We start from the raw sequence: 24,936 nt of genomic DNA, 5'->3' as shown, positions 1-24,936 counted from the left end.
ATGACACTGGACATCCTCTGGTTCATCCTCATCGCCGTTCTGTGGATCGGCTACCTGACCCTGGAGGGCTTCGACTTCGGGGTGGGGATGCTGCTGAAGATCCTCGGCCGCAACGAGAAGGAGCGGCGCGCCACCCTGGGCACCATCGGCCCCCACTGGGACGGCAACGAGGTCTGGCTGCTGACCGCAGGCGGAGCCACCTTCGCCGCCTTCCCCGAGTGGTACGGCACCCTCTTCTCCGGGGCGTACATCCCCCTGTTCCTCATCCTGCTGGCACTGATCGTGCGCGTATGCGCCATTGAGTGGCGCGTCAAGATCAACTCCCAGTCCTGGCGCGACCGCTGGGACTGGGCCCACACGATCAGCGCCTGGGTCCCCTCCGTCCTGTGGGGCGTGGCCTTCGCCAACCTCGTCCAGGGCATGCACGTCGAGGTGGTCAAGACCGCGACCGGCGAGGTGGTGCCCTCCTCCATGGTCCCGGCCAACACCCTCATCAACGGCGCCGCGCACCAGATCACGGGCGGGTTCTGGTCCATGATCACGCCCTTCACCCTGCTGGGCGGGGCGGTGACCTGCCTGCTCTTCCTCAACCATGGCGCCCTGTTCGTGGCCCTGAAGACCACCGGCGAGCTCTCCGACCGCGCCCTGTCCCTCTCGCGCAGGCTCGCGGTGGCCGCCACCGTCGCCACCGCCGCATGGGGCCTGTGGGCGCAGGTCGCCTACTCGGCCTCCCAGCTGTCCTGGATCCCGCTGGTGGTCTGCGCCGTCGGGCTCATCGCCTCGCTGATGGCCGGGGCCAAGGGCCGCCAGGGCTGGGCCTTCTCCCTGCACTTCCTGGGGATCGCGGCCGCCGGAGCGTTCATCTTCGCGGCTATGGCTCCCGATGTCATGCGCTCCTCGGTCTCCCCGGCCTACTCCCTGACGATCACCCAGGCGGCCAGTGCGCCGACCACGCTGCTGATCATGACCCTTGCCTCGGTGATCTTCCTGCCCGGGGTGCTGGCCTACACGATCTGGAGCTACAAGGTCTTCGCCAAGCGCATCAACGCCGAAGAGATCGACCCTGACCAGGGAGGCCTGCACCCCACGAAGGTGCGCGACTCGGCTCAGCCCGAGGCGCATATCGGCTACTGACCGCACGCCCCATCGTGACTCCGCCAATTTGCGTGAGTTCGTACTTTTCCGGGCCCGGAAAAGTACGAACTCACGCAAATTGGCGGAGTCAGGGAGGCCCTAGACTGATCGCGTGAAGCCCCTCGACCCACGGCTGCTGCGTCATGCCCGCGCGGCGCGCCGGTACATCGTCACCACGACGGTCACCGGCGCCGCCACCGCCGGCCTGGTGGTCGGCCAGGCGGTGCTCATCTCCCTGGCGCTGGCCCCTGTCATCGCGGGCGAGGCGGGCATCGGGCAGGTATGGCCGCTGGTGGCGCTCCTCGCCCTGGTGGTGGCCGCCAGGGGCCTGGTGCTGCTGATCCAGGAGGCCCTGGCGCACCGGGCGGCCACGAGAACCATCATCGAGCTGCGCCGCCAGGTCCTGGAGCATGCCGCCGCCCTGGGGCCGCGCTGGCAGGCCGAGCACGGGCCCGATACGGCCACCCTGGTCACCCGGGGCCTGGAGGACCTGGAGCCCTACTTCACCCGCTACCTGCCCCAGCTGCTGCTGGCGGCCACGGTCACCCCGGCCACGGTACTGGTCCTCTTCACCCAGGACTGGCCCTCGACCGTGGCGGTCATCCTGACCATCCCCCTGATCCCGATCTTCATGATCCTCATCGGCCGTATGACCGTCAGGCTCTCCACGGAGCGGCTGGAGGCCATGGAGCGCCTGGGCAGCCAGGTGCTCGACCTCATCGCCGGACTGCCCACGCTCAAGGCCCTGGGCCGCGAGGAGGGCCCGGCCCGACGAGTGCGCGCCCTGGGGCGCTCCTACCGCCTGGCCACCATGTCCACGCTGCGCATGGCCTTCCTGTCCGGGGCGGTCCTGGAGTTCATCACCACGCTGTCGGTGGCGATCATCGCCGTGGAGGTCGGCTTCAGGCTCCTGTTCGGCCAGCTGGACCTGACCACGGCGCTGCTGGTGCTCATGATCGCCCCCGAGGCCTACCAGCCGATCCGTCAGGTCGGCTTCCACTTCCATGCCTCGGCCAACGGCGTGGCGGCCGCGGAGACGGTGTTCGAGGTCCTTCAGACCCCGGCGCCCCGGCGGGGCAGCCACAGCGCCCCCGACCTGTCCCGGGCCACCATCGTCATCACGGACCTGTCCGTGGTCTCCCGGGGATCCCTGGCCCCCCACGGACTGAGCGCCCTGATCCCCCCGGGGCGCATCACCGCCCTCGTGGGCCCCTCGGGCGCGGGCAAGACGACGACGACCCAGGTCCTGCTGGGGCTTCTGCCCGCCGATGAGGGTGGGGTGAGTGTGCGGCTCCCTGACGGCGAGCGCGTGGAGCTGGAGCAGATCGATCCTGTCAGCTGGTGGGCCCAGATCTCGTGGGTGCCTCAGCGCCCGGCCATCGTCCCGGGCACCCTGCTGGACAACATCCTGGGCGAGAGCCGGGCCGGGGAGCCCGACGGGCGGCGCCCTGTCCCCGAGGCGCTTGAGGCCGCCGCGCGGGCCACCGGCCTGACGGAGGTGGTGGCGAGCCTCCCCCAGGGCTGGCACACCGTGATCGGACAGGGCGGGATCGGGCTCAGCCTGGGTCAGCGCCAGCGCCTGGCCCTGACCCGGGCCCTGGTCTCACCCGCCCCACTGGTGGTCATGGATGAGCCCACCGCGCATCTGGACGCGGCCAGTGAGGCGCATGTCCTCGACGGCGTGCGAGCCCTGTCCCAGGCGGGGCGCACGGTTGTGGTCATCGCGCACCGCCCCGCACTGATCGCACTGGCCGATGAGGTCATCGAGGTCACGGCGGGAGGCGCTGCCCCGGATTGCAGCGCTGAGGGCGATGGCCGGGATCGAGTGGATCTGGGCGCTGCCTCCGGTGGGCTGCGACGCGCTGCCCCGCCTGCTGAGGCTGCCTCCCGCCCCGGCCCGGACGCGGCCCGTGAGGAGGACCGATGAGCGCCGTGCTCTCCCCCGGCGAGCGCCGGTCCCTGTCCCGGGCGCTGTCCCTGCTCGATCTGGAGCGTGGGCGCTTCGCGGCCTCAGTGATCACGGGAGCCGCGGGACTGGCCTCCGCGGTGGCGCTCGCCGGAGTGGCCGCATGGCTCATCGCCCGGGCCTCCCAGATGCCCGATGTGGTGGCCCTGGGCGTCGCCCCGGTCCTGGTTCGCTTCTTCGGGATCTCCCGCTCCGTTCTGCGCTACTGCGAGCGCCTGGTCTCCCATGACACGGCCCTGCGGGGAATGGGAACGCTGCGCGCGCGCCTCTACGAGATCCTGGCCGGCGCCCGCACCGACACGGTGGCAGCCCTGCACCGCGGGGACGTGCTGGCCCGCGTGGGCGCGGATGTCGATGCCGTGGGCGACCTGGTGGTGCGAGCCCTGCTGCCGATGGCCGTGGCAGGCACCGTGGCGGTGGCCACATGCCTGGCCGTGGGGCTGATCTATTGGCCGGCAGCCCTCATCCTGGCGGTCTGCCTATTGCTGGCGGGTGTGGTGGGGCCCCTGCTGACCATCCGCTCGGCCCGCCTGGCGGAGCTGGCCCGCCAGCGCAGCGCCACGGATCTGGCGACGGCCTCCATGACCATCCTGGAGTCGGGGGCGGAGCTGGCGGTCTCCTCGCGCCTGGCACCGGCCCTGGCCGGCCTGGGGCGCATTGAGGAGGACCTGGCGGCGGCGCGCGACCGCGCGGCTCGTCCTGCTGCCGCGGCCGCCATGATCGATGCCCTGGCCATGGGCCTGGCCGTGATCGGCGCCCTCCTGGTGGGGATCCCGGCGGTCTCCTCGGGTGCGCTGGGTCCGGTGTGGCTGGCGGTCATCGTGCTGATTCCCCTGGCGGCCTTCGAGGCCACCTCGGTCATGGGGCCTGCCAGCGTCCAGCTGGTGCGCTCGGCTGGAGCGGCTGAGCGGATCATCACCCTGGTCGAGCAGGCCGAGGCCGGTGCGGCGGAGGTCATGACGGCGCGGCAGGAGCGGGTCGAGCAGGGCGGCGATGAGGACGATGGGGGGCTGTCCGGTGACGGGCAGGCGCGCCTGGAGGCCCGAGGGCTGGCAGTGGGCTGGCCCCAGGGGCCGGTGGTGGCCGAGGGCATCGACCTCGACCTGTCCCCCGGACGCCGCGTGGCGATCGTGGGGCCTTCGGGAATCGGCAAGACGACGCTGCTGCTCACCCTGGCGGGTCTGCTTGAGCCCAAGGGCGGCCGCCTGACGCTGGACGGCCTCCGACCCTGGGCGATGGCGCGCCGGGAGGCGGCCGGGCGGATCAGCCTCACCGCTGAGGACGCGCACATCTTCGACACCACGGTGCTGGAGAATCTGCGCGTGGCACGCGGCGACGTCGGCGAGGAGGAGGCGGCGGAGCTGCTGAGGCGCACTGGCCTGGGAGACTGGTTGGAGGGCCTGCCCCGGGGCTTGAGCACCGTCTTGGGCACGGGGGCCTCGATGCTCTCGGGTGGGGAGCGCCGTCGGCTCCTGGCGGCTAGGGCCCTGGCGGCCCCGGCACCGCTCATGGTCATGGATGAGCCGGGCGAGCACCTGGAGCCCGCGACGGCGGACCGCCTGGTGGGCGATCTGCTGAATGCGGGCCGCGATGAGGGACGGGGCGTGCTGCTGGTCACCCATCGGCTCAGCGCCCTGGCCGCCGCCGACGAGGTCGTGGTCATGGGCCGCCCCCAGGGCGCCCAGGGCGCTGAGGGCACTGAAGGCATCGAGGATGCTGAGGGCTCTGGGCCGGCGAGGATCCTGGCCCGCGGACCCCATGCCGAGCTGGCCAGGTCCAATGCCGCCTACCGTTGGGCGCTGGGACAGGAGGAGCAGGAGTGATGACGCCAGACCGCAGCAACCGAGCGGAGGAGGCCGCCCCGGTGGCCTTCCCGGGCTTGCCCGACGACGATCTGCTCTTGGCGGTGCCCTCCAGTCCCAGCCCTGAGGATCCGGCGGGGGTGGGGCACCTGGCCTATGCGGTGCACGCCGATCAACTGGCCTCGACCCGCAGCGCCTCTCCGGGACGGGCCCGCCCCGGGATGGATGAGGCGGCTGTTGAGCTCATCCAGGCGGCGTTGCGCATGACGGGGTCGCTGCGCGTGCCCGAGGCCCTGCGCCGCCTGGTGGAGTCGGCCTGCCAGATCACCGGCGCCGCCTGGGGGACGATCGCCGTGCTCAACCGCGCTGACGCCCATGAGGCGCAGGCGGGGATCGGGGCCACGGTGAGTGCCGGGGCGCCCACCGCCAGTGTTGATGAGCTGGCGGCGCGCGCGGGTGGCGCTGGCGCGGGCACCGGAGAGGAGGGCGTGAGCATCAGCAATGACCTGTCGGGGATCTCGGCCTTCACCGGCGCCATTGAGGATGAGGAGCCCGGCAGTCTGCTCAGCGCTCCGCTGCGGGTCCACGGCCAGGTCTACGGGCGCCTCTACCTGTGCGACAAGCCGGGCGGCTTCACCCATGAGGATGTCGAGGCCGTCCTGACCCTGGCGCAGGCGGCTGCGGTGGCGGTGGAGAATGCCCGCCTGTACCGGGAGGCCCGCGATCGCGAGAAGTGGATCTCGGTGTCCCAGGAGCTGACCACCCTGCTGCTGTCGGGGGCGGCGGAGGATGATGCCCTGACCCTCATTGCCCGTCGGGTTCGCCGTGTGGCACGGGCTGACACGGCGGCTCTCATCCTTCCCAGTGTTGGGGACACGTGGATCTGCGAGATCGCCGACGGCGAGCATGCTCAGGAGCTCATCGGCGCCCTGTTCCCGCCGGAGGGGCGCGCCCGCTCGACCCTGGACCTGCAGACGGGCCTGCTGGTGGAATCCCTGGCCCGGGCCTGGGACCAGGATGATCTGCAGGTGCCCCAGCTGGCTCGATTCGGCTCGGCCCTCTACGCCCCGATGATTCACAGGGGCCGCGGAGTGGGGGTCATGCTGCTGCTGCGGGCCGAGGGCGAGGCGCCCTTCACCGATCAGGACCTGGAGATCGCCGAGCTGGTGGCCGGGCAGGCGACGATGGCCTTCGAGCTGGCCGATGCCCAGCATGCCGAGGAGATGGCCACGCTCCTCGATGAGCGCGCCCGCATCGGCCGCGATCTGCACGACCTGGCCATCCAGCAGCTCTTCGCCACGGGGATGCAGATCTCGGCGGCCCAGGCCAGGCTGCGCCAGGGCGAGGACATCGATCATGAGGCGGTCTGCGCGGTGCTGGCCTCAGCCCTGGAGGCGGTGGATGACTCGGTGGGCCAGATCCGCTCCATCGTTCGCTCCCTTCGGGACCGCGATGAGGATGTCAGCCTCGTTGAGCGACTGAGGCGGGAGGCCTCCTTGGCGCGCACCGCGCTGGGCTATGCGCCGTCCTTGCTGCTCAGTGTTGATGGGCGGGGCCTGGCCCAGGGCGAGCGCGAACTGGAGGATGAGCTCATCGCGGCGGTTGAGGCCGCGGTGGAGGACGATATCGCCGATGACATGGTGGCCGTGGTGCGCGAGGGGTTGAGCAATGTGGCCCGGCACGCCCGGGCCTCCTCGGTGACGGTGGATGTCAAGATCGAGGGGGTGCTCCCGGCGGGCTGCGCGGATAGCGTCGGACTGGTGGGCGGTCAGGGCCCGGCCTCGGGCGACTCCGAGCCCTTCACGGGCACCCCTGTGGTGGAGATCGTCTGCCGCGACGACGGCGTGGGGGTGGATCCGCGAGTGGCCCGCCGTTCGGGGACGGCCAATATGGCTGAGCGGGCTCGCCGCCATGGGGGCAGCTTTGTCATTGGCCCCAGGGCTCGCTCCGACGGCGAGAGGCGCGGCACCTGCTTCACCTGGCGGGTCCCACTGGATGGCCGGTAGGCGGGCCTGCGGTCGGCGCCGTGCGGCGCCCGCAGGATCCCGGGGTGGGGGACCTTCAGGCGTTGCGCCAGCCGGATGCGCGCTGGCCGGCGACCCAGGCGGCCACCTGGGTGCGCCGCTGCAGGCCCATCTTGGCCAGCAGGGAGGTGATGTGGTTTTTCACGGTCTTCTCGGCCACGCCCAGGCGCTCGCCGATCTCCCGGTTGGACAGGCCGTCACCGATAAGATCGAGGACCTTGCGCTCGGCGTTGGTCAGGTCCGCGGTGGGGTCGTCGTGGTCGGCCCGACGGCGGGTGACGGTGCGCTCATCGAGCAGGACGCGTCCTGCGGCCACGGCCCGTACGACGTCGCTGATCTCGGCGCCGTGCACGGTCTTGAGCAGGTAGGCGCGGGCTCCGGCGTCGAGGGCCTCGGCCAGGGCCTCGTCGTCATCGAAGGAGGTCAGGACCACGGGCAGGGCGTCGGGGACGGAGTCGCGCAACTCGCGCATGAGCTCGATGCCGGTGCCGTCGGGCAGCTGGAGGTCGACGAGGATGACGTCGGGGCGCACGAGCTCGGCGCGGCGGGTGGCCTCGGCGCGCGATCCCGCCTCGGCCACGACGTCCAGGCCGTCAGCGCGGTCGATGATCTCGGCGATGCCTCGGCGGACGATCTCATGATCGTCCACGATCATGACGCGGACTGTCTCCGGCGAAGGGGGGTTGGGCATGGCACGAACCCTACCAGCGCTGGGGACCAACGTCACACACGCCCGCAGCATTCCGGGAAAAAGTCGCGGACGCAGGTCCCAGACCCGTACCGCGTGGGCTCGCCACGGACAAGGCATGGAACGAGTATCGGGAAGGTTGGGGCACTGGTGACTCAATGACAATCCAGAGGACACCGGGGATCACAATCGGGTAACCTGAGCCAGGTTGTTCCGTACCGTTGATCACAGGAGGCTTTTCCATGGCAGATGCGCATCTGACCGCGTTCCGAATAGGGGCCCTATCTGAACGCACAGCCGCCCCCGGCATCACCACATCGATCAGTCGACCCAAAGTGTTCGCCATCGAGGCCGCCGAGGAGTTGGCCACTGAATCAGTGCGGACGCTTCTCCGGACCATGATGGCTCAGGTCGCCAATAACGGCCATCTGCCCCCCAACGCGTATGACGAACAAGGAAAACCCTACAATTACGAATGGATGAAGGACGACAATTCATCGGATCATCCGACGATCGACATCAGGTCTGTGTTGCAGGACGACAAGCAAAGCGGACAGTTTAACGAGTGGCTTGACGACCCAAATATCGCTAGCTCCGACCTAACACAATCTTTCGATGCGGGAATCAGAGACGGCCAGGGAACCGCATTATGAGCATCGATGTATCTTTTTTCTCATCACTCAAGAAAAGCCTGACTTCCTCGCGACGTTGTCGCCTTTTCGTCTCAACCATTGCTGCCATCGTTCTCATCGGCGCGGGATCAGTGTCCTATGTTGTCATCGATGACTACATCGACTCCAGACGCGACGACTACTGCCTCGTCTTCAGCGAGGGAGACTTCGGCTCAGTCCTAGACGGAATCACCAGCACATCCGATGACGACGAAGGCGAACGTCGGCAATCCCCGGATAATTGGAGTTGCAGGATCGATGGAGACAACGGTCAGCGACTCCGTATCGAATCGACGTCCAACGCAGATTTCTATTTCCCTAAGGACCCGAATCTCACCCGGGCGGAGGATCGCTCTATGATGCCGGGATCCGTGGTCAGCGATGTTCCCGGCAGTGACGCGCTGGTTGCCTCCTGGACAGGAGACGGATATGCTGCCGCCGGATGGTTCGAAGGAAATTCCGCTATCGCCATCTACACCTTGGAGTCCGTCGAGTCTTCTCAGTGCGAATACACAGCCGAAATCTTGACAAAGGTTATCCTGCGCCGGGCCCCAGCCCTCCTGAGCGAAACAGGATTCACTCCCACTCATACCCCCACGACCACACCCGAGCCCGCCTCCTCACCGACCTGATCGCCGGCTTGCCACCTGTACGGAGGTGCCGCCTCGCGGACGGGTCTGGCAGCGCGGGCAGAAGGCATGGGAGCGCCCCGCGATGATCTCACCGCGCATCACCGCCCCACAGCGCCTGCACTCCTGGCCGGCGCGCCCATAGGCCTGCAACTGGCGGGCGAAGAATCCGGCTGCGCCCTCGGCATCCACATACAGCGCGTCGAAGCTCGTCCCGCCCACCGCCAGGGCCTGCTCCATGACCTGCGCCGTCGCCTCCAGCAGCCCCAAGGCCACCCGCGGCCCCAGGGCTCTTCCCGGGCGCAGGCCATGCAGACGAGCGCGCCACAGGCCCTCATCGGCGTAGATGTTCCCCACCCCCGAGACGATGCCCTGATCCATGAGAAGGGTCTTGACGCCACGGCGCGAGGCGCGCATCCGCGCCACCGCAGCGCCCCTGTCCAGGAACGGATCCAGCAGGTCACGGGCGATATGGGTGGCATCCGCCGGCAGGAGCGGCGCCTGGCTCCCCTGGCCGCCAGGGGCGCCGTCGGCCGTGGGAGCCAGGTCCACCACATGCAGGCCCCCCAGCATCCGCTGATCCACCAGGTCCAGGGCCGCCCCCGTCCCCGGGTCCCCGGGACGGGCGGACAGATGCAGGCGCACCCTCAGGTGCCGGGGATGCGCCGACAGGTCGCGCACCAGGCTCGGCGCGCGCGTCGCCGTCAGATCCACACGGGCCGCTGCCGGATCGCCCAGGAAGGACTCCCCGTCAGCCACCGGGCCCGAAGCGCTCCGGTCATCAGGCGCATCGGACCCGGGCCCGGCCGAGGTGCCGCGCACGAGGAGCTGGCCGCTCATGCCCAGGTGGGCGCTCAGCGCCCTGCCGTCGTCCAAGGCCAGCCACAGGAACTTGCCCCGGCGCACGGCCGCGGTGATGGCGCGGCCCTCCAGCTCCCGGGTGAAGGCCTGCGCCCCGCCGACCTGCCGGCGCAGCGGCCGGGCGTCAAGAACCTCCACCCCCGCAACAGTCCGCCCCACCACATGCCTGGCCAGCCCGGCGCGAACGGACTCGACCTCCGGCAGCTCAGGCATCGGCGGCCGCGCCCGCCTCGCCCTGCCCGGCCAGACGATGCGCCTCAAGGTCGGCTCGCAGAGCCTCATTGACCCCGGGCAGGTCGAGCCCGCCATCACCGTGAGCGGCCAGGATGGCTGCATAGGCGGCCTCGGCGGCCGCATGCTCGGCGACCTTCTTGGAGGTGCCGCTCCCCCGGCCCTTCTCCTGCCCGCCGATGAGGGCGCGGGCGGTGAAGACCCGGTCATGGTCGGGGCCCTCGCCGCTCACCTCGTAGGACGGGCTGCCCAGGCGGTGGGCGGCGGTCAGCTCCTGCAGGCTCGTCTTCCAGTCCAGGCCCGCCCCCCGGGTGCGGGCCGACTCCAGGAACCGGGAGACCAGGCGGATGACCACGGTGCGCGTGGTCTCCAGGCCGTGCGTGAGATACGTGGCCCCGATGAGGGCCTCGACGGTGTCGGAGAGGATCGAGTCCTTGTCCCGCCCCCCTGACAGGGCCTCGCCCTTGCCGAGCTTGATGAACTCCCCCAGGCCCAGGTCCCGGCCCGCCGCGGCCAGGGCCTGCTCGGAGACCGTGGCGGCGCGCATCTTGGCGAGCTGGCCCTCGGGCACCTCGGGATGGGTGCGGTAGAGGTGCTCGGTGACGATGATGCCCAGCACCGAGTCCCCCAGGAACTCCAGGCGCTCATTGGTGGGCAGCCCCCCATTCTCGTGGGCCCAGGACCGGTGGGTCAGGGCCAGGTCCAGCAGCTCAGGCTCGATGCCGGGCCCCCACCGGTAGACCAGGGCCTCGACGTCGGCGCGTGCCGGCGGTGCGCTACGGCGCTTGGCCATCAGGCCTCCTCATCATCCGGGTCCGGGGAGGCCAGGGCCGCCAGCGCCGACCACCGGGGGTCGAGGTCCTCATGGTGGTGGCCCTCCTCCAGGTCCTCCATGCGCTCACCGCACTGGGAGCACAGGCCCGGGCAGTCGGGACGGCACAGGGGGCGGAATGGCAGTGTGGGGACCAGGGCGTCGCGCAGGGCGGGCTCCAGGTCCAGGGTGGTCTCACCCAGGACATACAGCTCCTCCGCCTCCTCATCGCCCTCGTCCTGCTGGGCCTTGACGGCCTCGGGCAGGAAGTAGAGCTCATCGATGCGCACCGTGCGATCCTCATCCAGATCGCGCAGGCATCGCACGCACTCACCATGGATGTGCAGGTCAGCGCTGGCCTGGGCCAGAACGCCGTCGTCCATGGAGGTCAGGGTCACCGCGATGCCCAGATCGCTGCCCTCGGGGACGCCGATCACCCCGGCGCCCAGGTCAGCCGGGGCCGGGGCGGTGATCTCCAGGGTCTTGACCGAGCCGGTGGCCCGGGGCAGGTCGGCGATGTCAATGACGAGTCCGGGCATGGTCTCCTCCAGGGGTGTGGATATGCGTGCGGCGCGACTGTACCCGCCGTGGTGGACTGCAGTGGCCTGACATGGACTGCCGTGGGCTGACGTGGGCTGAGAATGGTCTCAGCGCAGCGCGCCGGGGTCCACGGACCAGTTGGAGCGGCGCCGCACCGGCTCCTGGACCTCGCCGACGGCGGCCTGGCCGGAGTCCGCCTGCCAGGTGTCCAGGCGGGTGGCCAAGACCTCGCGGCCCGCGCGCACCTGCTCGGCGATCTTGGCGACCTCCGACTCCAGGCCGGCCAGGGCGCGGTCGGAGTACTCATCGGCGCCGTGGCGCAGGGAGGCGGCCTTGTCCTCGGCTGATTTGATGATGGCATCGGCCCGGTCATTGGCCATGCGCACCACGTTCTCCCCGGCCACGAGCCTCTCGGCCTCCTGGTGGGCGTGCTCGATGAGCCGCTCGGACTCCTCACGGCCCTGGGCCAGGACCGCGTCGGCGTCGGCGACGATCTCCTCGGCCCGGCGCACGGCCATGGGCACCGAGCGCCGGGCTCGATCGATGAGGTCGAGGACCGACTCCCGGTTGACGATGACCGAGGAGCTCATGGGCATCGAGCGCGCCTGGGCGACGAGCTCGCCGAGCTGGTCGAGGATGCGCAGCAGGTCGTCTCCGGCATCGCGGCTGGTCGTCACGGTTGGTCCTCTCGGTTGTTCGGGGAGCCGGGGCCTACTGGGAATCCCGGCCGGCAGGCAGGGCTGCGGCCAGGGCCCGGGCGACGGCGTCGGGCACCAGGCCGTGGACATCGCCCCCATGCCGGGCGACATCCTTGACCAGGGAGGAGGATATGTGGCCGTGGGCCGGGGAGGCCGGCAGGAACACGGTCTCGGGGGCGCCCAGGTCCCGGTTGAGCAGGGCCATGGGCACCTCGGCATCCAGGTCGCTGCCGTGGCGCAGGCCCTTGACGATGGCGGTGGCGCCGCGTGCGCGGCAGTAGTCGGCCAGCAGCCCGGGCACCAGGTCCACCTCGACGCCCGGGATATCGGCCGTGGCCTGGCGGGCCAGCTCGGCGCGAGTGGGGGCCTCCAGCAGGTAGCGCCCGGTCTTGTCCGCGTTGTGGGCGATGGCGATCACCACCCGGTCGAACAGCGCTGCCGCGCGCCCGGCGATATCGACATGCCCCAGGGTCAGGGGGTCGAAGCTCCCAGGGTAGACGGCGAGGCTCATGTCCCCACGCTAGCGGCCGGGCCCAGTGGCGTGCGGGACGCGCGCCGAGTCGCCGAGTCCCAGCGGCGAGCCCGGCCCCGGCACCGGGCTCGCTGCCACAGGCGGGTAGGGTCGGGACCATGACCAGGATCGTGGCCGGCGTGGCCGGCGGCAGGCGGCTTGAGGTGCCCACGGCGGGGACTCGCCCCACCTCGGAGAGGGTGCGCGAGGCGCTGTTCTCCCGCCTGGAGCACTACGGGGTGGTCCGCGGCGCCCGTGTGGTGGACCTGTGCGCCGGATCGGGGGCGCTGGGCCTGGAGGCCGCCAGCCGGGGCGCCGCCGAGGTGGCCCTGGTGGACAGCGCCAAGCCCGCGGTCGCCGCCTGCCAGCGCAATGCCCGCTCCCTGGGGCTGGCCGGCGTGCGCGTGGTCAAGGCCAGTGCCTCGGCGTATGTGGAGGGCGCTGCCGGCGCGCCTGTGGACCTGGTCCTCATCGACCCGCCCTACGACGCAGACCAGGAGTCACTGGCGGCCATGCTGGAGCCCCTGGCCCGCGCGGAGGATCCCTGGCTGGTGCCGGGGGCGGTGGTGGTGGTCGAGCGCTCGACCCGCTCCCCCGAGCCGCCCTGGCCGGCGGGCCTGCGCCGCTTCTCTCACAAGCGCTACGGGGAGACCGCCGTCTGGTTCGCCGAGCCGGCTGCAGGCGACCATGCCGACTGACGCCCTGCTCATCGCCTGTGCCTTGAGCGCCGTACGGCCGCCGTCTATCGATAACCAACCCCGAGTTCGTCGGCGGCAGCTGCCAGGCGCTTATCCCTAGTCCACAGCAGCGCACCCCGCTCGGCGACAACGGATGCAAGTAGGTGCACGTCTACGGCGGACAGGCCCCTTCCCCATAGGCGGCGACGCTCGGTGAACCAGCGGACCTCGCAATCGGAGATCTGGGGCACCCGTCGTAGAGATCCCAGGGAGTTGAGGACCTTCTCACGGTTCTTGATAGATCCAAGCGCCAGTTCGGTGAGGACGGCCTCGTGGGTGGCAGCCTCATCTCTCTCGAGGAGGGCCACGAGACGGTTGTCGCTGACGTGCAGGTGGTCTATCCACACGTTGGTGTCTATGAGGATCATGCGGAGCCGGTCAGCAATCCTGCCGGTCCCGCATGCCTCGATGGCGCGGGGCCGCTTCGGCGGCAGGGTCGGAGCCACCGAGTGCGATGAGACGCCGCGAAGACTCCACTCTGATGAGAGTGCTGACCGCCTGCCTCACAAGCGCAGCCCGCTCGGTAATGCCTGTCAACTCGCTTGCTCGTTCCACAAGGTCGTCGTCGAGTGTGATCGTGGTGCGCATGGTTCCTCCTGCATCAATTCTGATGCAGAAGGATGCTCTTGTCCATGCTCAGGAGCGCGCGAGGTAAGCCTGGGACTCCTCATCGAGGCGGTCGACGATGGCGGCCGCGAGCGCCCGGTGCTCCGTCAGCTCGGGGTCGGCGGCGATGATCTCCTCGGCCTGGCGCCGGGCGGTGGTCAGGAGCTCGGCGTCGCGGGTCACGCGCAGCAGGTCCAGGCCGGAGGCGCGGCCCGACTGGGAGGCGCCCAGCACGTCGCCCTCGCTGCGCAGCTCCAGGTCGGCCTCGGCCAGGGCGAAGCCGTCAGTGGTGGAGGCGAAGGCCTTGAGCCGGTGGAAGGCGGTGGTGCCGACCTCCACGCCGGTCACGGCCATGCAGATGGCCTCGGCGCTTCCGCGCCCCACGCGCCCGCGCAGCTGGTGGAGCTGGGACAGGCCGAAGCGGTCGGCGTCCAGGATGACCATCATGGTGGCCTCGGGCACGTCGACGCCGACCTCGATGACGGTGGTGGACACCAGGATGGGGGCGGCCCCTGAGGAGAAGGCCCCCATGGCCTCCTCCTTCTCGGCGCTGGTCATGCGCCCGGTCAGGGCGCCCACCGCGATGCCGGCCAGGGCGGGCTCACCGCTCAGGCGCTCCACCCACTCCTCGACGGCGGCCAGTGGCCTGGCGGGGGCCTGCTCGGGACCGGCGGGCTCGGCGGGTCCCGCGGGATCAGGCCCGCCGGTCTCTTCGTCCTGGTCGGCATCCTGATCGGCATCCTGGTCGGCACTGATGCGGGGGCACACGACGTAGACGCGCCCGCCGCCGGCCACCTCCTGGGCGGCGCGCCGCCAGATGCCCTCCACCCAGGTCTGCCGCTGCCAGGGCACCAGATACGTGACCACGGGGCTACGGCCGGCGGGCAGCTCATCCAGGACCGAGGTGGCCAGGTCACCGAAGACCGTCATGGCGATGGTGCGCGGGATCGGGGTGGCGGTCATGACCAGCAGGTGGGGGGTGCGGCGCTGGCCGGTCACGGGGTCGGCGGCCCCGCCGCGCTCCCGCAGGGCGTCGCGCTGGGCCACGCCGAAGCGGTGCTGCTCGTCGACCACCACCAGCCCCAGGAAGGGGATCTGGACGGTGTCGGACAGCAGGGCATGGGTGCCCACGACGATGGCCCCGGCGCCCCCGGCCAGGTCCGCCAGGATGTCGCGGCGCTGGGCGGCGGGGGTGGAGCCGGTCAGCAGGTGGATGCGGGTGGCGCGCTCGGCGCCATCGAGCATGCCGCCGCGGGCCAGTGGGCCCAGGATGGCGCTCAGGGAGGCGTGGTGCTGGGTGGCCAGGACCTCGGTGGGGGCCAGCAGGGCGGCCTGCCCCCCGGCCCCGACCACCTGGAGCATGGCGCGCAGCGCCACCAGGGTCTTGCCCGAGCCGACATCCCCCTGCAGGAGGCGCTGCATGGGCACGGTCCCGGCGAGCTCGGCCGCCAGCTCGGCGCCCACGCGCCGCTGCCCGTCGGTCAGGGCGTAGGGCAGGGAGGCGTCCAGGTCGGCCAGGAGGCTCCCGCTGGGCTCGGGGAGGGGCCAGGCGACGGCGGTGCGGGTGGCCTCATGGTGGGCGCGGCGCTGGGCCAGGGCCGTTTGGAGGATGAGGGCCTCCTCATGGCGCAGGCGGTTGCGGGCGGCGCGCCACTGCTGGGCGTCCCGGGGGCTGTGGGCCCACTGATAGGCCGTCAGGGCGTCGATGAGCCCTGCCTGGCGCCGGATCCGCTCGGGCAGGGGCTCGGGGACGTCCTGCGGGCCCAGCTGGTCCAGGACGGTGCGCACCGCCTTGGCCACGCGCCAGGAGGGCAGGGAGTCGGTGGCCGGGTAGATGGGCATGGGGCGGGCCAGGAGGGCCTCGCGCTCAGCCTCGTCGAGCTCGTCCAGGACGTGGAAGCGGGGGGAGGCCAGCTGCCTGCGGCCCTGGTGCCGGGAGACCTTGCCCGAGAGCAGGACGGTGGTGCCCGGGCGCAGCTGCTCGGCGACGGCCTTCATCTGGCCGGCCGCGCCGAAGAGCACGACGTCCATGGTGGCGGCGCCGTCGGTGACGGTGGCCTCCATGAGGGCGGGGGGCCTGCCGGCACGGGTGCGGCGGGAGGAGGAGCGGAGCACCTGGGCCTGGATGGTGGCCTGCTCGCCCTCGATGAGGGCGGCCAGGTCGGTCAGCTCTCCCCAGGTGTCGTAGCGGCGGGGCAGGTGGCGCAGGAGGTCGGCGCCGCGGGTCAGCCCCTGCTTGGCCAGCTGGGTGGCGGTGGCCTTGCCGACCAGCCGCTCCAGGGACCGGTCCAGCGGCGGGACGGCGCCGCGCGGAGCTGCGGATGGTGTCATGGCGATGAGCGGTGGCCTGCGATCTCCTGAGGTGCGGGCCCGCCTCGGGGCGGGTTGCGTGCAGGCTACCCCACAGCAGGGCACGGCCCGGTCATTGCCCGCCATCGCATGCGCGGCGGCTCCGGGCGCCTACTCGATGGCGATGAGGACATCGGGGCGCTGCTGGCCCCCGGCGTGGATGGCGACCTCGACCTCGGGGCCCGCGGCCCCGGCGGCCAGGGCTCCGACGTCCCGGCCGGCGTGGCGGCCGGTGATGACTGTCAGGAGCTCGTCGTCGGGCCTCAGGGCGGCGGCGACGGTGCGGGCCACGGCCTCGGCCTCGGCGGCCGGGCCGTCCAGGGCGATGGTGCGCAGGCTGGCCCCGGCGCTCCAGGCGCGACGGGCGAGGTCGGCCAGCTCGGCGTCCTGCGCTCGCCCGGCCGCGGCCACGGCGGCCGCCAGGACCCGGGCCTCGTCATCGGTGTCGCAGACCAGGAGCTGGATGCCCTCCGCCTGCGGGGCGCCCTGAGAGGAGCCGCGCGGCCCGTGCGCCCCCGGTGGCGCGGCGACCGTGGAGGCGGCCGAGCGGGCGGCCAGGAATCGTGCGGCCTCGTGGGCCGCCTCGGTGCAGGCGGCGTCGCAGGGAAGGACGATGGCCTGGGCGGCGCCCAGATCCCCGGCGGCGCGCACGATCCCGTCGCGGTCCGGGTCCAGGACGACGACGGCGCCCGAGCGGGCGAGCTGCTCGATGAGCCCGGGCGCCCGGGTGCAGGCGATGACGCCGATGCCCTCATGGCGGGCCGGTGAGGGTCGAGGGGGGCGCCGGTAGGCCTGGGGGGCGCGAGCGGTGGCGGCCTGTGAGGGGTGCATGCGCACCGATTGGGCCTTGCGCTCGGCGCGCCGGGCCGCCAGGCGCTCGAAGGACACCACGTGGCCCTGGGGGTCACCGCCCTCGCCCCACGGGGAGGGGGGCTCGTCAGCGGGGGCGACCAGGGCGGTGGGGTGGAGGTGGTGGATGCAGGTCTGGCGGGCGCGCCCCTGGCGCGGCAGGGCCGCACGGGGGGTGTCGGTGTGGACATGGACCTGATAGAGGCCCACGCCCAGGGCGTCTGGGGTTCCCACCACGCCCACCGAGTCCCCGATGCGCCCCAGGTCCTGGCGCAGCTGATCGGCCTGGGCGGCGGTGGCCTCCAGGAGGTACATGACCTCGAACTCCCCGGTGGACATGCCCTGATTCCGCTCGGCGTCGTGGCGCACTCCCCCCACCGCCAGGTCCACCAGCATCTGGTGGGCCACCGCGGTGTAGGGCGCCCTGGGCTGCAGGCCGCCTCCCGGGCCCACCCGCTCCAGCGCGACCTGCTCAGGGGTGTCGATGCAGTCCGACAGGCAGGTCAGCAGCAGCATGAAGGCGGCCCCGCCGGCATCCACCGGCCCGTGCCCCAGTCCCACGGTCTCGACCACGGACTCCTGGGCGCCGAAGGCCGCCGCCGCGGCGATGGAGCTGATCGAGGCGGGCGCTGCGGCACTGGACTCCTGCAAGGCGGTGCGGGCGGCCAGGGCCGCGTCGCGGGCCACTGTCAGCAGGGTGCCGGTCACCGGCCTGGAGACCGCCTGCCAGGTGGTGGTGGCCATGCGCTCATAGGCGGCCACCAGCTCCACGGGGCGCAGGCTGGTGGGGTCGGGGGCCTCGGCGCAGATATCGGCCAGGGCGGCCAGGGCCTGGGAGATGAGCAGACCGGAGTTGCCGCGCGCTCCGCGCACCGCGCCATCGGCGGCCGCCCGCGCGACCTGGGCGGCGTCGGCGGCCCGGGGCAGGCGCACCAGGGCATCGCTGGCCGAGCGCAGGGTCAGCAGCACATTGGTGCCGGTGTCGGAGTCCGGGACGGGGAAGACGTTGAGGGAATCGACCAGATCGCGGACCTCGGCGGCCACGGACTCGGCCAGCTCCACCCACTGGCGCACCAGATCCCCATCAAGACCGCTGGACGCGCCTCGAGGCAGGATCGGCCCGGTGCCGCCTGGCTGCGCCATGCCTGCCTCCTTCATCATTGAGATCTCGCCGTGGGGTACGGCCGGCCCGGGTCCTGGGCCCGCCGCCGTTGGATTCAGGCTAGCCGGTCAATTCTCGCTTGTCCTATCGAAGCAGGTGACAGCGGTTCCACCGCTCCCGGCCACGGCATGTGCCTGAGCACACGCCCACCCCGCTTGGGCCCTGCCAAGGGCATCGGCTATGGTGTGCGGGTTGCCCAGCGCACCAGCGCTCTGGGCGGTGGACCTAGCGCAGGGCCGTATCGGCCTGAGCGCTCCAGCGTGGAAGATCAGGAGTGAGACCGTGGCTGCTGTGTGCGATGTCTGCGGCAAGGGCCCCATCTTCGGCAAGAGCGTCTCGCACTCCCACGTGCGGACCAACCGCCGGTGGAACCCCAACATCCAGCGCGTGCGCGCACTCGTGAACGGCGCCCCCAAGCGTCTCAATGTGTGCACGTCCTGCCTCAAGGCCGGCAAGGTGACGCGCAACATCTGAGCGCGCCCCCTGCTTGAGCAGCGCAAGGCCGCCGCCTCTGCCGAGGACGGCGGCCTTCGTCATGCGTGCCCGGAATGGGCTGCGCGGAGTGCGCGCCGCGATCGGCAGCGCAGGGCCCCGCGCCCATCAGCCGAAGTGATCCCAGCCCAGGTCCGCTCCCGCGCTGCGGCCACCCACCAGGACCCCTGGGCCCTGGGCCGAGGCCTCGCGCACCCGACCGATCACCCGGGCGCCGTCGGGCAGCGAGCCCAGGGAGGCCTGGGGGACGGTGGCCAGCAGGCCGTGATCCTCTCCCCCGGTCAGCACCCACCACCGGGCCAGCTCGCGCGGCCGCGTGCCGGGGAGCACAGCGGCGACCTCCTCCAGGAGCTCCACATCAGCGCCCAGCACCGCCTCCGGCTCCCCCAGGTCGAGGACCACGGAGGAGGCGCGGGCGATCCTGCCGGCGTCGCGCAGCAGCGAGTCGGAGACATCCATCATGGAACTGGCCCCGGCCGCGGCCAGGGCGGGACCGGCATGCAGGGGCGGTCTCGGGGCGCGGAAGGCATCCAGGCACGCGGCGGCCCGCGCGATGGTCTCGGCGCGCGGCGCCAGCCCGGCCTCCAGCAGCGCCCATCCAGCGGCGCTGCGCCCCAGGGTGCCCACATGCACCACGGCGTCCCCAGGCCTCGCCCCGCTGCGCAGCACGGGGGCGCGCCCCTGGAGGTCCCCCACAACGGTGACCGCCACCATGAGGCTCTCACCGGCGCTCAAGTCCCCGCCCACGACCCCGGCCCCGCACTCGCGGCAGCCGGCCGCCAGTCCGGCGGCGAAGTCCCGCACCCAGTCCACCGTGGTCGTGGGCGGCATGACCAGGCCGACCACCAGGGCGGTGGGCAGCGCGCCCATGGCGGCGGCGTCGGCCAGGTTCTGAGCGGCGGCCCGCCGCCCGACGTCATGCCCGGTGGACCAGTGCGCGCGGAAGTGGCGGCCCTCAACCAGCACATCCGTGCTGAGCGCCGCGCAGCCATCCGGCAGGGCCAGGACCGCGCAGTCATCCCCGCTGCCCACCAACTCGCCCGGCGCGTGGGGAAGCATCGGGGTGATCAGGGCGATCAGCGCCTCCTCGCCGAGCTCGGCCACGGTCGCGCCGGGAGCGACCGCAGGGGGCTCAGCGGTTGACATCCGTGGAGCGGGTGCGGGCCAGCTCGATGAGCTCAGTGACGAGCTCCCCGTAGGACAGGCCCGAGACCTGCCACATGTAGGGGTACATGGAGTAGGGCGTGAAGCCCGGCATGGTGTTGACCTCGTTGACGATGGCCTGGCCCTGGGGGGTCAGGAAGAAGTCCACCCGGGTCAGTCCCTCGGCGCCCAGGGCCTCGAAGGCCCGGGCGGCGGTCTCCATGAGCAGCTCGCGCTCGGCCGGGGAGATGCGCGCAGGGCAGACCATGGCCACGGCGTCATGGGCCAGGTACTTGGTCTCGTAGTCGTAGAACTCCCCGGCCCCCTGGGAGGCGTCCATGACGATCTCGCCGGGCTCGGCGACCCGCGGGGGCTCATCCCCTCGCCCGCCCAGGACGGCCACCTCGATCTCGCGGCCGGTGATCCCGGACTCCACGAGCACCTTGGGGTCGACCTCGCGGGCGGCCTCGATGGCGGCGCGCAGGTCCTCGGGGCGGTCGACCTTCGTGATGCCCAGGGAGGAGCCGGCGCGGGCGGGCTTGACGAACAGCGGGTAGTCCAGTGACTGGCAGGCCTCCAGGATCGCCTCGCTCTCGCGGCGCCAGGCATGGGGGCCGACCACCACGTGGGGGGCGGTGGGGATGCCGGCATCGGCCAGCAGCACCTTGGTGACCTGCTTGTCCATGCCGGCCGCCGAGGCCAGGACTCCGCAGCCCACATAGGGCAGGCCCAGCATCTCCAGCAGCCCCTGGATCGTGCCGTCCTCGCCGTAGGGGCCGTGGAGCAGGGGCAGGACGACGTCGATCTCCCCCAGGACGCTGGGTCCCTCGGCGGTCAGGGCCACCGGGGCCCCGCCGCCCAGGCGCATGGCCAGCTCGCCGCGTCCCAGGCCGTCGGCGGTGATCTCCACCGGCGGGGCGTCATCGCGCAGCTCCAGGGCCGAGGGGTCGTCATCGACTAGCACCCACTTGCCCGACGGGGTGATGCCCACGGGCAGGACCTCGTAGCGCTGACGGTCGATGGCGGAGAGCACGCCCGCGGCGGTGGCGCAGGAGATCGTGTGCTCCCCGCTGCGCCCGCCGAAGACGACGGCGACGCGGGGCCGGTCAGGCGCGCTCGCGCCGTTCTCAGAGCTGGCGGCTGGGTCCAGGGCATCAGGCATGGGCACAGGCTACCGCCGCTGCGCGCGAGGCACGCCCACCGGGCGTCACCATCGTTTTTCCCTTGTTTTTCCTCATATCTGTCCACCGAGAGATGGATAGAACTGTCCACCTGACCACGGATACAACCGACCCTCCCGACGGGTCCATAGTCATGTCATGGCTCACTCCCCGACTCCCGCGGTCCAGATCCACGAGCTGACCAAGGACTACCCGCCCAAGAGGGTCCTGCGCGGCCTGGACCTGGAGATCCCGCACGGGGCCACCCTGTGCCTGCTGGGCCCCAACGGGGCCGGCAAGACCACGGCGGTCGAGATCCTCCAGGGCCTGCGCCGCGCCACCTCTGGCACGGTGCGGGTGCTCGGCCAGGACCCGGCCCCGCGCACCAGGTCCTGGAGGGCCCGCCTGGGAGTCGTGTCCCAGGCCTCCGGCGACCTCGGCCAGCTGAGCGTGCGGGAGGCCGTGGAGCTCGCCTCGCGCTTCTTCACCCAGCCCATGGCAGTCGAGGAGGCCATCGAGCGCGTGGGCCTGGCCGACGACGCGCGCACCCGCGCCGGGCGCCTGTCCGGTGGGCGACGGCGTCGCCTCGACATCGCCCTGGCCATCGTGGGCCGCCCCGAGCTGCTCTTCCTCGATGAGCCGACCACCGGCTTCGATCCCGGGGCGCGCCGGGCCCTGTGGCGCCTGGTCGCCGACCTCAAGAGCGAGGGCACGACCATCCTGCTGACCACCCACTACCTCGACGAGGCGGAGGTCCTGGCCGACGAGGTCGCCATCCTCCTGGAGGGGCGCATCGTCGAGCAGGGCAGCCCCGCCGACCTGCGCGCCCGCTCCGACCAGGGCGCCACCGTCTCGTGGATCGAGAACGGGACCGCCCACCGCCTCGACACCCCCGCCCCCACCGCTGTCCTGGCCGACCTCATGGGCCGCCTGCGCGGGCCCGACGGCGAGGTGCCGGGCCTTCAGGTCGTGCGCCCGAGCCTGGAGGACCACTACCTCGCGCTCATCGAGGCGCACCACCACGCTGATGACTCCGCACCCGCATCCACCAGGAGGGCCTCATGACCGCCGCCACCGCCCCTGCACGCGCCGCGCGCCGCCCCGGACCGGCGTGGCGCATCGTGACCGGGCTGGCGGTCACCAACCTGCGAAAGATGGCTCGCACCCCGATCGTCATCATCATGGCCATGGCCTACCCGGTGGGCATCTACGTCCTGTTCTCCGCCGTCTTCACCCAGCCCTACCCCGGGGGCCTGACCCACGCCGCCTACTCCCTGCCCTCGATGGTGGTCATCGGACTGATGTCCAACTGCCTGTTCAACCTCTCGGTGGACGTGACCAGTGAGCGCGAGGAGGGCCTCCTCAAGCGCCTGGCCCTGCTGCCCTGCCCGGCCTGGGCCTTCCTGACCGGCAAGATCGTCTCCGCTGCGATCATCACCGCCCTGTGCACGGCGGCGCTCATCCTCACCGGCGGCCTGGTGATGGGCGTGCCCCTGCCCACCTCGCCGGCATCCTGGGGGCTGATCCTGCTCACCTGCCTGCTGACGATCGCCTACTGCGCGGCCCTCGGCATCGCGCTGGGGCGCACGCTGCGCAGCGCCCAGGTCACCCTGGGGGTGGTCCTGCCCATCTTCATCATCGTCCCCTTCGTCTCCGGGATCTTCCTGCCCATGTCCATGCTGCCCGGCTGGCTGGTGACCGGCGCCTCCATCCTGCCCGTGCGGTGGTCCGCCCAGCTGCTGCGCCAGGGCTTCCTGCCCGACGCCCTCAAGGCCGGCGAGCAGGGCGGCTCCTGGCAGACCGCCACCGGCCTGGCGATGGTGGCCTGCTGGGTCCTCATCGGCCTGCTGTGGGCGATCATCGCCTCGCGCCGGGACACCTTCGACCGATGAGGTCTCCGGGCAGAGGCCCTGCGGCGCCCATCGGTCACACTGCCCCCATGAGCGCCACCGCCCCTGCCACCGCCGCTCCGCGTGAGGCCACTGAGAAGATCGAGCCGATCACCTCCTTCGAGCGCTGGTGGTGGTGCGCGGCCGCATGGGCCCTGGCCGCGCTCAACCTGTACCTGCTGACCCTCACGCCCCTGGCCTGCGGGGGCATGTCGGTCGTCTACCCGGCCCTGTGGATCACGCACCGCTCGCTGCGCAGCGCGATCACGGCGACCCTGGTCTTCGCGGCGGGCATCGCCCTGGCCCTGAGCGTCCCGATCGGGTGGTGGCCGGCCGTGACCGTCGCCGTGCTGTCAGCGGCGGGGTCCTTGAGCATCGGCGTGTGGCTCGTCCTGCTGGACTCCATGCGCCAGCGGACCCGCCGGGCGCTGGCGGACAAGGAGGACGCCCTGACCGCCACCCGGCAGGCCCTTGACGAGCTGGCCGCGGCCCAGGGGGCACTGGTATCCGCCGAGCGCGCGGCCGCCGCCAGCGCTGAGCGCCAGCGCTGGGCGCATGAGGTGCACGACACCCTGGCCCAGTCCTTCGTCTCCCTCATCACCCTGGCGCAGGTGGCCGCCTCCTCCTCGGGCCAGGAGGCGGAGGCGGCCCATGAGCGCATCATCGCGATCTCGCGCGAGGGCCTGCGCGAGGCCCGGGCCCTCATCGCCGGGGATCAGCCGGTGGCGCTGCGCGGCGGGCTGCGCGAGGCGCTGGCCCGCCTGTGCCAGGCCCAGGCCCAGGACGGCAGCCCCGTGCCCGAGCTCGACCTGCGCCTGGATCGCGAGCTCGCCCCGCAGGTGGAGGCGGCGACCCTGCGGGTCGTCCAGGAGGCGCTGACCAATGTGCGCCGCCACGCCCATGCCTCCTGGACGCGTGTCGAGGTCGCCGTCGAGGTCGCCGCCGAGGCCAGCGCCCCCGATCTCGTCGTGCGGGTGGTGGACGACGGCGTCGGGCTTCGCGGGGCGCCCGAGGGCACCGGAATAACGGGGATGCGCGAGCGCCTGGGGACCCTGGGCGGGTCACTGACGGTGGACCCGGCCAGCACTCATGCGCCCAACGGCATGACGGGCACGCTCCTGGAGGCCAGAATACCGATGTGAGTTCCACGCCCGCCCTGCTCGAGACGGCTCCCCGCACCGTCAGCGCGCCCACAGGCCCCGTGGGCAGCATTCGCCTCCTGGTCGTGGACGATCATCCGGTGGTGTGCTCCGGGATCGTTCAGCTCCTGGGGCGCGAGCCCGGGATCGACGTCGTCGGCGAGGCCCGCGACGGCGCTCGGGCGGTGGAACTGGCCGCCGTGACGCGCCCGGACGTGGTCCTCATGGACCTGCGCATGCCGGCGATGAGCGGCGTGGAGGCCACGCGCCGGATCCGGGCCCTGCCCAGCCCGGCCCAGGTCGTCATCCTGACCACGTATGAGGCGGACTCGGATGTCTCGCGCGCCGTGGAGGCCGGGGCGATCGGCTACCTGCTCAAGGACTCCACCCGCGAGCAGATCGCCGAGGCGGTGCGCACCGCGGCCCTGGGGCGCTCGTCGCTGTCGCCCGAGATCGCCGCCCGCCTCCTGCGCGCCTCGCGCCGGGCCACCAAGAGGGCCTGCGAGCCGGCCCTCTCGCCCCGGGAGACCCAGGTGCTGGGCCATGTGGCCCAGGGGCTGTCGAACGCGCAGATCGGCGCGCGGCTGTTCGTCTCGGAGGCCACTGTCAAGACGCATCTGCTGCGCGCCTACACCAAGCTCGGCGTGGACTCTCGGGCGGCGGCCGTGGCCGAGGCGATTCGGCGCGGCGCGCTGGAGGTCTGAGGCGGCGTTGCGCTGGCCCTGCCGGCCCTGCGGGCCGCTCCCCCGGCCGGTCGCGGGCTGGGCTCCACCCCGGATGGAGAGTTCTCCTCCATGCCGATTCCGGTGCTCAGCACGGATGCGCCGTACTCTGGATTTGCGCG

At 72.0% G+C, this 24,936-nt stretch carries 24 protein-coding genes; 12 read left to right on the top strand and 12 right to left on the bottom strand.

Going from position 1 to position 24,936, the window contains the following annotated elements:
• The 4 genes from cydB to EL266_RS07790 all read left to right on the top strand — a co-directional run bounded on the left by cydB (position 1) and on the right by EL266_RS07790 (position 6,908).
• Complete coding sequence (gene cydB / locus EL266_RS07805) at positions 1 to 1,134, top strand: cytochrome d ubiquinol oxidase subunit II (RefSeq protein WP_026427616.1); 1,134 nt, start codon at positions 1 to 3, stop codon at positions 1,132 to 1,134.
• Positions 1,135 to 1,246: 112 nt separating this feature from the next.
• Complete coding sequence (gene cydD / locus EL266_RS07800) at positions 1,247 to 3,061, top strand: thiol reductant ABC exporter subunit CydD (protein WP_084501004.1); 1,815 nt, start codon at positions 1,247 to 1,249, stop codon at positions 3,059 to 3,061.
• A complete protein-coding gene (cydC, locus tag EL266_RS07795; protein ID WP_026427615.1) occupies positions 3,058 to 4,923 on the top strand; it encodes a thiol reductant ABC exporter subunit CydC in 1,866 nt (621 codons plus the stop codon). The genes cydD and cydC overlap by 4 nt, the downstream gene beginning before the upstream one ends.
• On the top strand, positions 4,923 to 6,908 hold the full coding sequence (locus EL266_RS07790; protein ID WP_026427614.1) for a sensor histidine kinase: 1,986 nt from the start codon (positions 4,923 to 4,925) through the stop codon (positions 6,906 to 6,908). The genes cydC and EL266_RS07790 overlap by 1 nt, the downstream gene beginning before the upstream one ends.
• Positions 6,909 to 6,963: 55 nt before the next feature.
• Here EL266_RS07790 and EL266_RS07785 read toward each other — a convergent pair whose 3' ends face one another.
• Entirely contained in the window at positions 6,964 to 7,617 is a 654-nt protein-coding gene (locus EL266_RS07785) for a response regulator (RefSeq protein WP_026427613.1), read from the bottom strand.
• Positions 7,618 to 7,856: 239 nt separating this feature from the next.
• Between EL266_RS07785 and EL266_RS07780 the strand changes: the two genes are divergently transcribed.
• Positions 7,857 to 8,267, top strand: a complete 411-nt coding sequence (locus EL266_RS07780) for a hypothetical protein (protein ID WP_126412263.1) — start codon at positions 7,857 to 7,859, stop codon at positions 8,265 to 8,267.
• Positions 8,264 to 8,917 (top strand): hypothetical protein, encoded by a 654-nt coding sequence (locus EL266_RS07775; RefSeq protein WP_126412261.1) that lies wholly within the window; start codon positions 8,264 to 8,266, stop codon positions 8,915 to 8,917. Before EL266_RS07780 ends, EL266_RS07775 begins: the two co-directional genes overlap by 4 nt.
• Here the strand turns inward: EL266_RS07775 and mutM are convergent.
• From mutM to coaD, 5 genes are all read right to left on the bottom strand, one after another.
• Complete coding sequence (gene mutM / locus EL266_RS07770; protein ID WP_026427612.1) at positions 8,906 to 9,988, bottom strand: bifunctional DNA-formamidopyrimidine glycosylase/DNA-(apurinic or apyrimidinic site) lyase; 1,083 nt, start codon at positions 9,986 to 9,988, stop codon at positions 8,906 to 8,908. The two genes, EL266_RS07775 and mutM, sit on opposite strands and share 12 nt — an antisense overlap.
• Positions 9,981 to 10,799 (bottom strand): ribonuclease III, encoded by an 819-nt coding sequence (rnc, locus tag EL266_RS07765; RefSeq protein WP_026427611.1) that lies wholly within the window; start codon positions 10,797 to 10,799, stop codon positions 9,981 to 9,983. Before rnc ends, mutM begins: the two co-directional genes overlap by 8 nt.
• A complete protein-coding gene (locus EL266_RS07760; RefSeq protein ID WP_026427610.1) occupies positions 10,799 to 11,356 on the bottom strand; it encodes a YceD family protein in 558 nt (185 codons plus the stop codon). Before EL266_RS07760 ends, rnc begins: the two co-directional genes overlap by 1 nt.
• A 108-nt stretch (positions 11,357 to 11,464) precedes the next feature.
• Positions 11,465 to 12,034 (bottom strand): ATP synthase subunit B family protein, encoded by a 570-nt coding sequence (locus tag EL266_RS07755; protein ID WP_026427609.1) that lies wholly within the window; start codon positions 12,032 to 12,034, stop codon positions 11,465 to 11,467.
• 34 nt (positions 12,035 to 12,068) lie between these two features.
• On the bottom strand, positions 12,069 to 12,566 hold the full coding sequence (coaD, locus tag EL266_RS07750) for a pantetheine-phosphate adenylyltransferase (protein ID WP_026427608.1): 498 nt from the start codon (positions 12,564 to 12,566) through the stop codon (positions 12,069 to 12,071).
• Positions 12,567 to 12,685: 119 nt separating this feature from the next.
• Between coaD and rsmD the strand changes: the two genes are divergently transcribed.
• A complete protein-coding gene (rsmD, locus tag EL266_RS07745) occupies positions 12,686 to 13,264 on the top strand; it encodes a 16S rRNA (guanine(966)-N(2))-methyltransferase RsmD (protein WP_026427607.1) in 579 nt (192 codons plus the stop codon).
• A 44-nt stretch (positions 13,265 to 13,308) separates the two neighbouring features.
• On the opposite strand, the gene EL266_RS07740 is transcribed toward rsmD, so the two are convergent.
• From EL266_RS07740 to EL266_RS07725, 4 genes are all read right to left on the bottom strand, one after another.
• Positions 13,309 to 13,749, bottom strand: coding sequence for a type II toxin-antitoxin system VapC family toxin (locus EL266_RS07740; protein WP_331852914.1), 441 nt, complete (start codon positions 13,747 to 13,749; stop codon positions 13,309 to 13,311).
• Positions 13,682 to 13,891, bottom strand: coding sequence for a type II toxin-antitoxin system VapB family antitoxin (locus EL266_RS07735; RefSeq protein ID WP_026427605.1), 210 nt, complete (start codon positions 13,889 to 13,891; stop codon positions 13,682 to 13,684). The genes EL266_RS07740 and EL266_RS07735 overlap by 68 nt, the downstream gene beginning before the upstream one ends.
• 48 nt (positions 13,892 to 13,939) lie before the next feature.
• Entirely contained in the window at positions 13,940 to 16,189 is a 2,250-nt protein-coding gene (locus EL266_RS07730) for an ATP-dependent DNA helicase RecG (protein WP_026427604.1), read from the bottom strand.
• 180 nt (positions 16,190 to 16,369) lie between these two features.
• A complete protein-coding gene (locus EL266_RS07725; RefSeq protein ID WP_034515331.1) occupies positions 16,370 to 18,250 on the bottom strand; it encodes a DAK2 domain-containing protein in 1,881 nt (626 codons plus the stop codon).
• Between the two features lie 301 nt (positions 18,251 to 18,551).
• On the opposite strand from EL266_RS07725, the gene rpmB reads away from it, so the two are divergent.
• Positions 18,552 to 18,743, top strand: a complete 192-nt coding sequence (gene rpmB / locus EL266_RS07720; RefSeq protein ID WP_003785965.1) for a 50S ribosomal protein L28 — start codon at positions 18,552 to 18,554, stop codon at positions 18,741 to 18,743.
• 126 nt (positions 18,744 to 18,869) lie between these two features.
• Here rpmB and EL266_RS07715 read toward each other — a convergent pair whose 3' ends face one another.
• Both EL266_RS07715 and EL266_RS07710 read right to left on the bottom strand, forming a co-directional pair.
• Positions 18,870 to 19,907: a thiamine-phosphate kinase gene (locus EL266_RS07715; RefSeq protein ID WP_026427602.1), complete on the bottom strand. Its 1,038-nt coding sequence runs from the start codon at positions 19,905 to 19,907 to the stop codon at positions 18,870 to 18,872.
• A complete protein-coding gene (locus EL266_RS07710; protein WP_026427601.1) occupies positions 19,894 to 21,066 on the bottom strand; it encodes a D-alanine--D-alanine ligase family protein in 1,173 nt (390 codons plus the stop codon). Before EL266_RS07710 ends, EL266_RS07715 begins: the two co-directional genes overlap by 14 nt.
• 157 nt (positions 21,067 to 21,223) lie before the next feature.
• Here EL266_RS07710 and EL266_RS07705 point away from each other — a divergent pair, with 157 nt between their 5' ends.
• Genes EL266_RS07705 through EL266_RS07690 form a run of 4 tightly spaced genes read left to right on the top strand, consistent with a single transcriptional unit; the run spans position 21,224 to position 24,796 of the window.
• Positions 21,224 to 22,129, top strand: a complete 906-nt coding sequence (locus EL266_RS07705; protein WP_026427600.1) for an ABC transporter ATP-binding protein — start codon at positions 21,224 to 21,226, stop codon at positions 22,127 to 22,129.
• Positions 22,126 to 22,956, top strand: coding sequence for an ABC transporter permease (locus tag EL266_RS07700; RefSeq protein ID WP_026427599.1), 831 nt, complete (start codon positions 22,126 to 22,128; stop codon positions 22,954 to 22,956). The genes EL266_RS07705 and EL266_RS07700 overlap by 4 nt, the downstream gene beginning before the upstream one ends.
• A gap of 47 nt (positions 22,957 to 23,003) precedes the next feature.
• Complete coding sequence (locus EL266_RS07695; RefSeq protein ID WP_051281354.1) at positions 23,004 to 24,095, top strand: sensor histidine kinase; 1,092 nt, start codon at positions 23,004 to 23,006, stop codon at positions 24,093 to 24,095.
• Complete coding sequence (locus EL266_RS07690; protein ID WP_232011985.1) at positions 24,092 to 24,796, top strand: response regulator; 705 nt, start codon at positions 24,092 to 24,094, stop codon at positions 24,794 to 24,796. The genes EL266_RS07695 and EL266_RS07690 overlap by 4 nt, the downstream gene beginning before the upstream one ends.
• The last annotated feature ends 140 nt before the right edge of the window (positions 24,797 to 24,936 follow it).

This window comes from Actinomyces slackii, assembly GCF_900637295.1.
GTDB lineage: Bacteria > Actinomycetota > Actinomycetes > Actinomycetales > Actinomycetaceae > Actinomyces > Actinomyces slackii.
The sequence above is the reverse complement of the archived record's forward strand: the minus strand, read 5'-3'. Positions and strand labels throughout refer to the sequence as shown.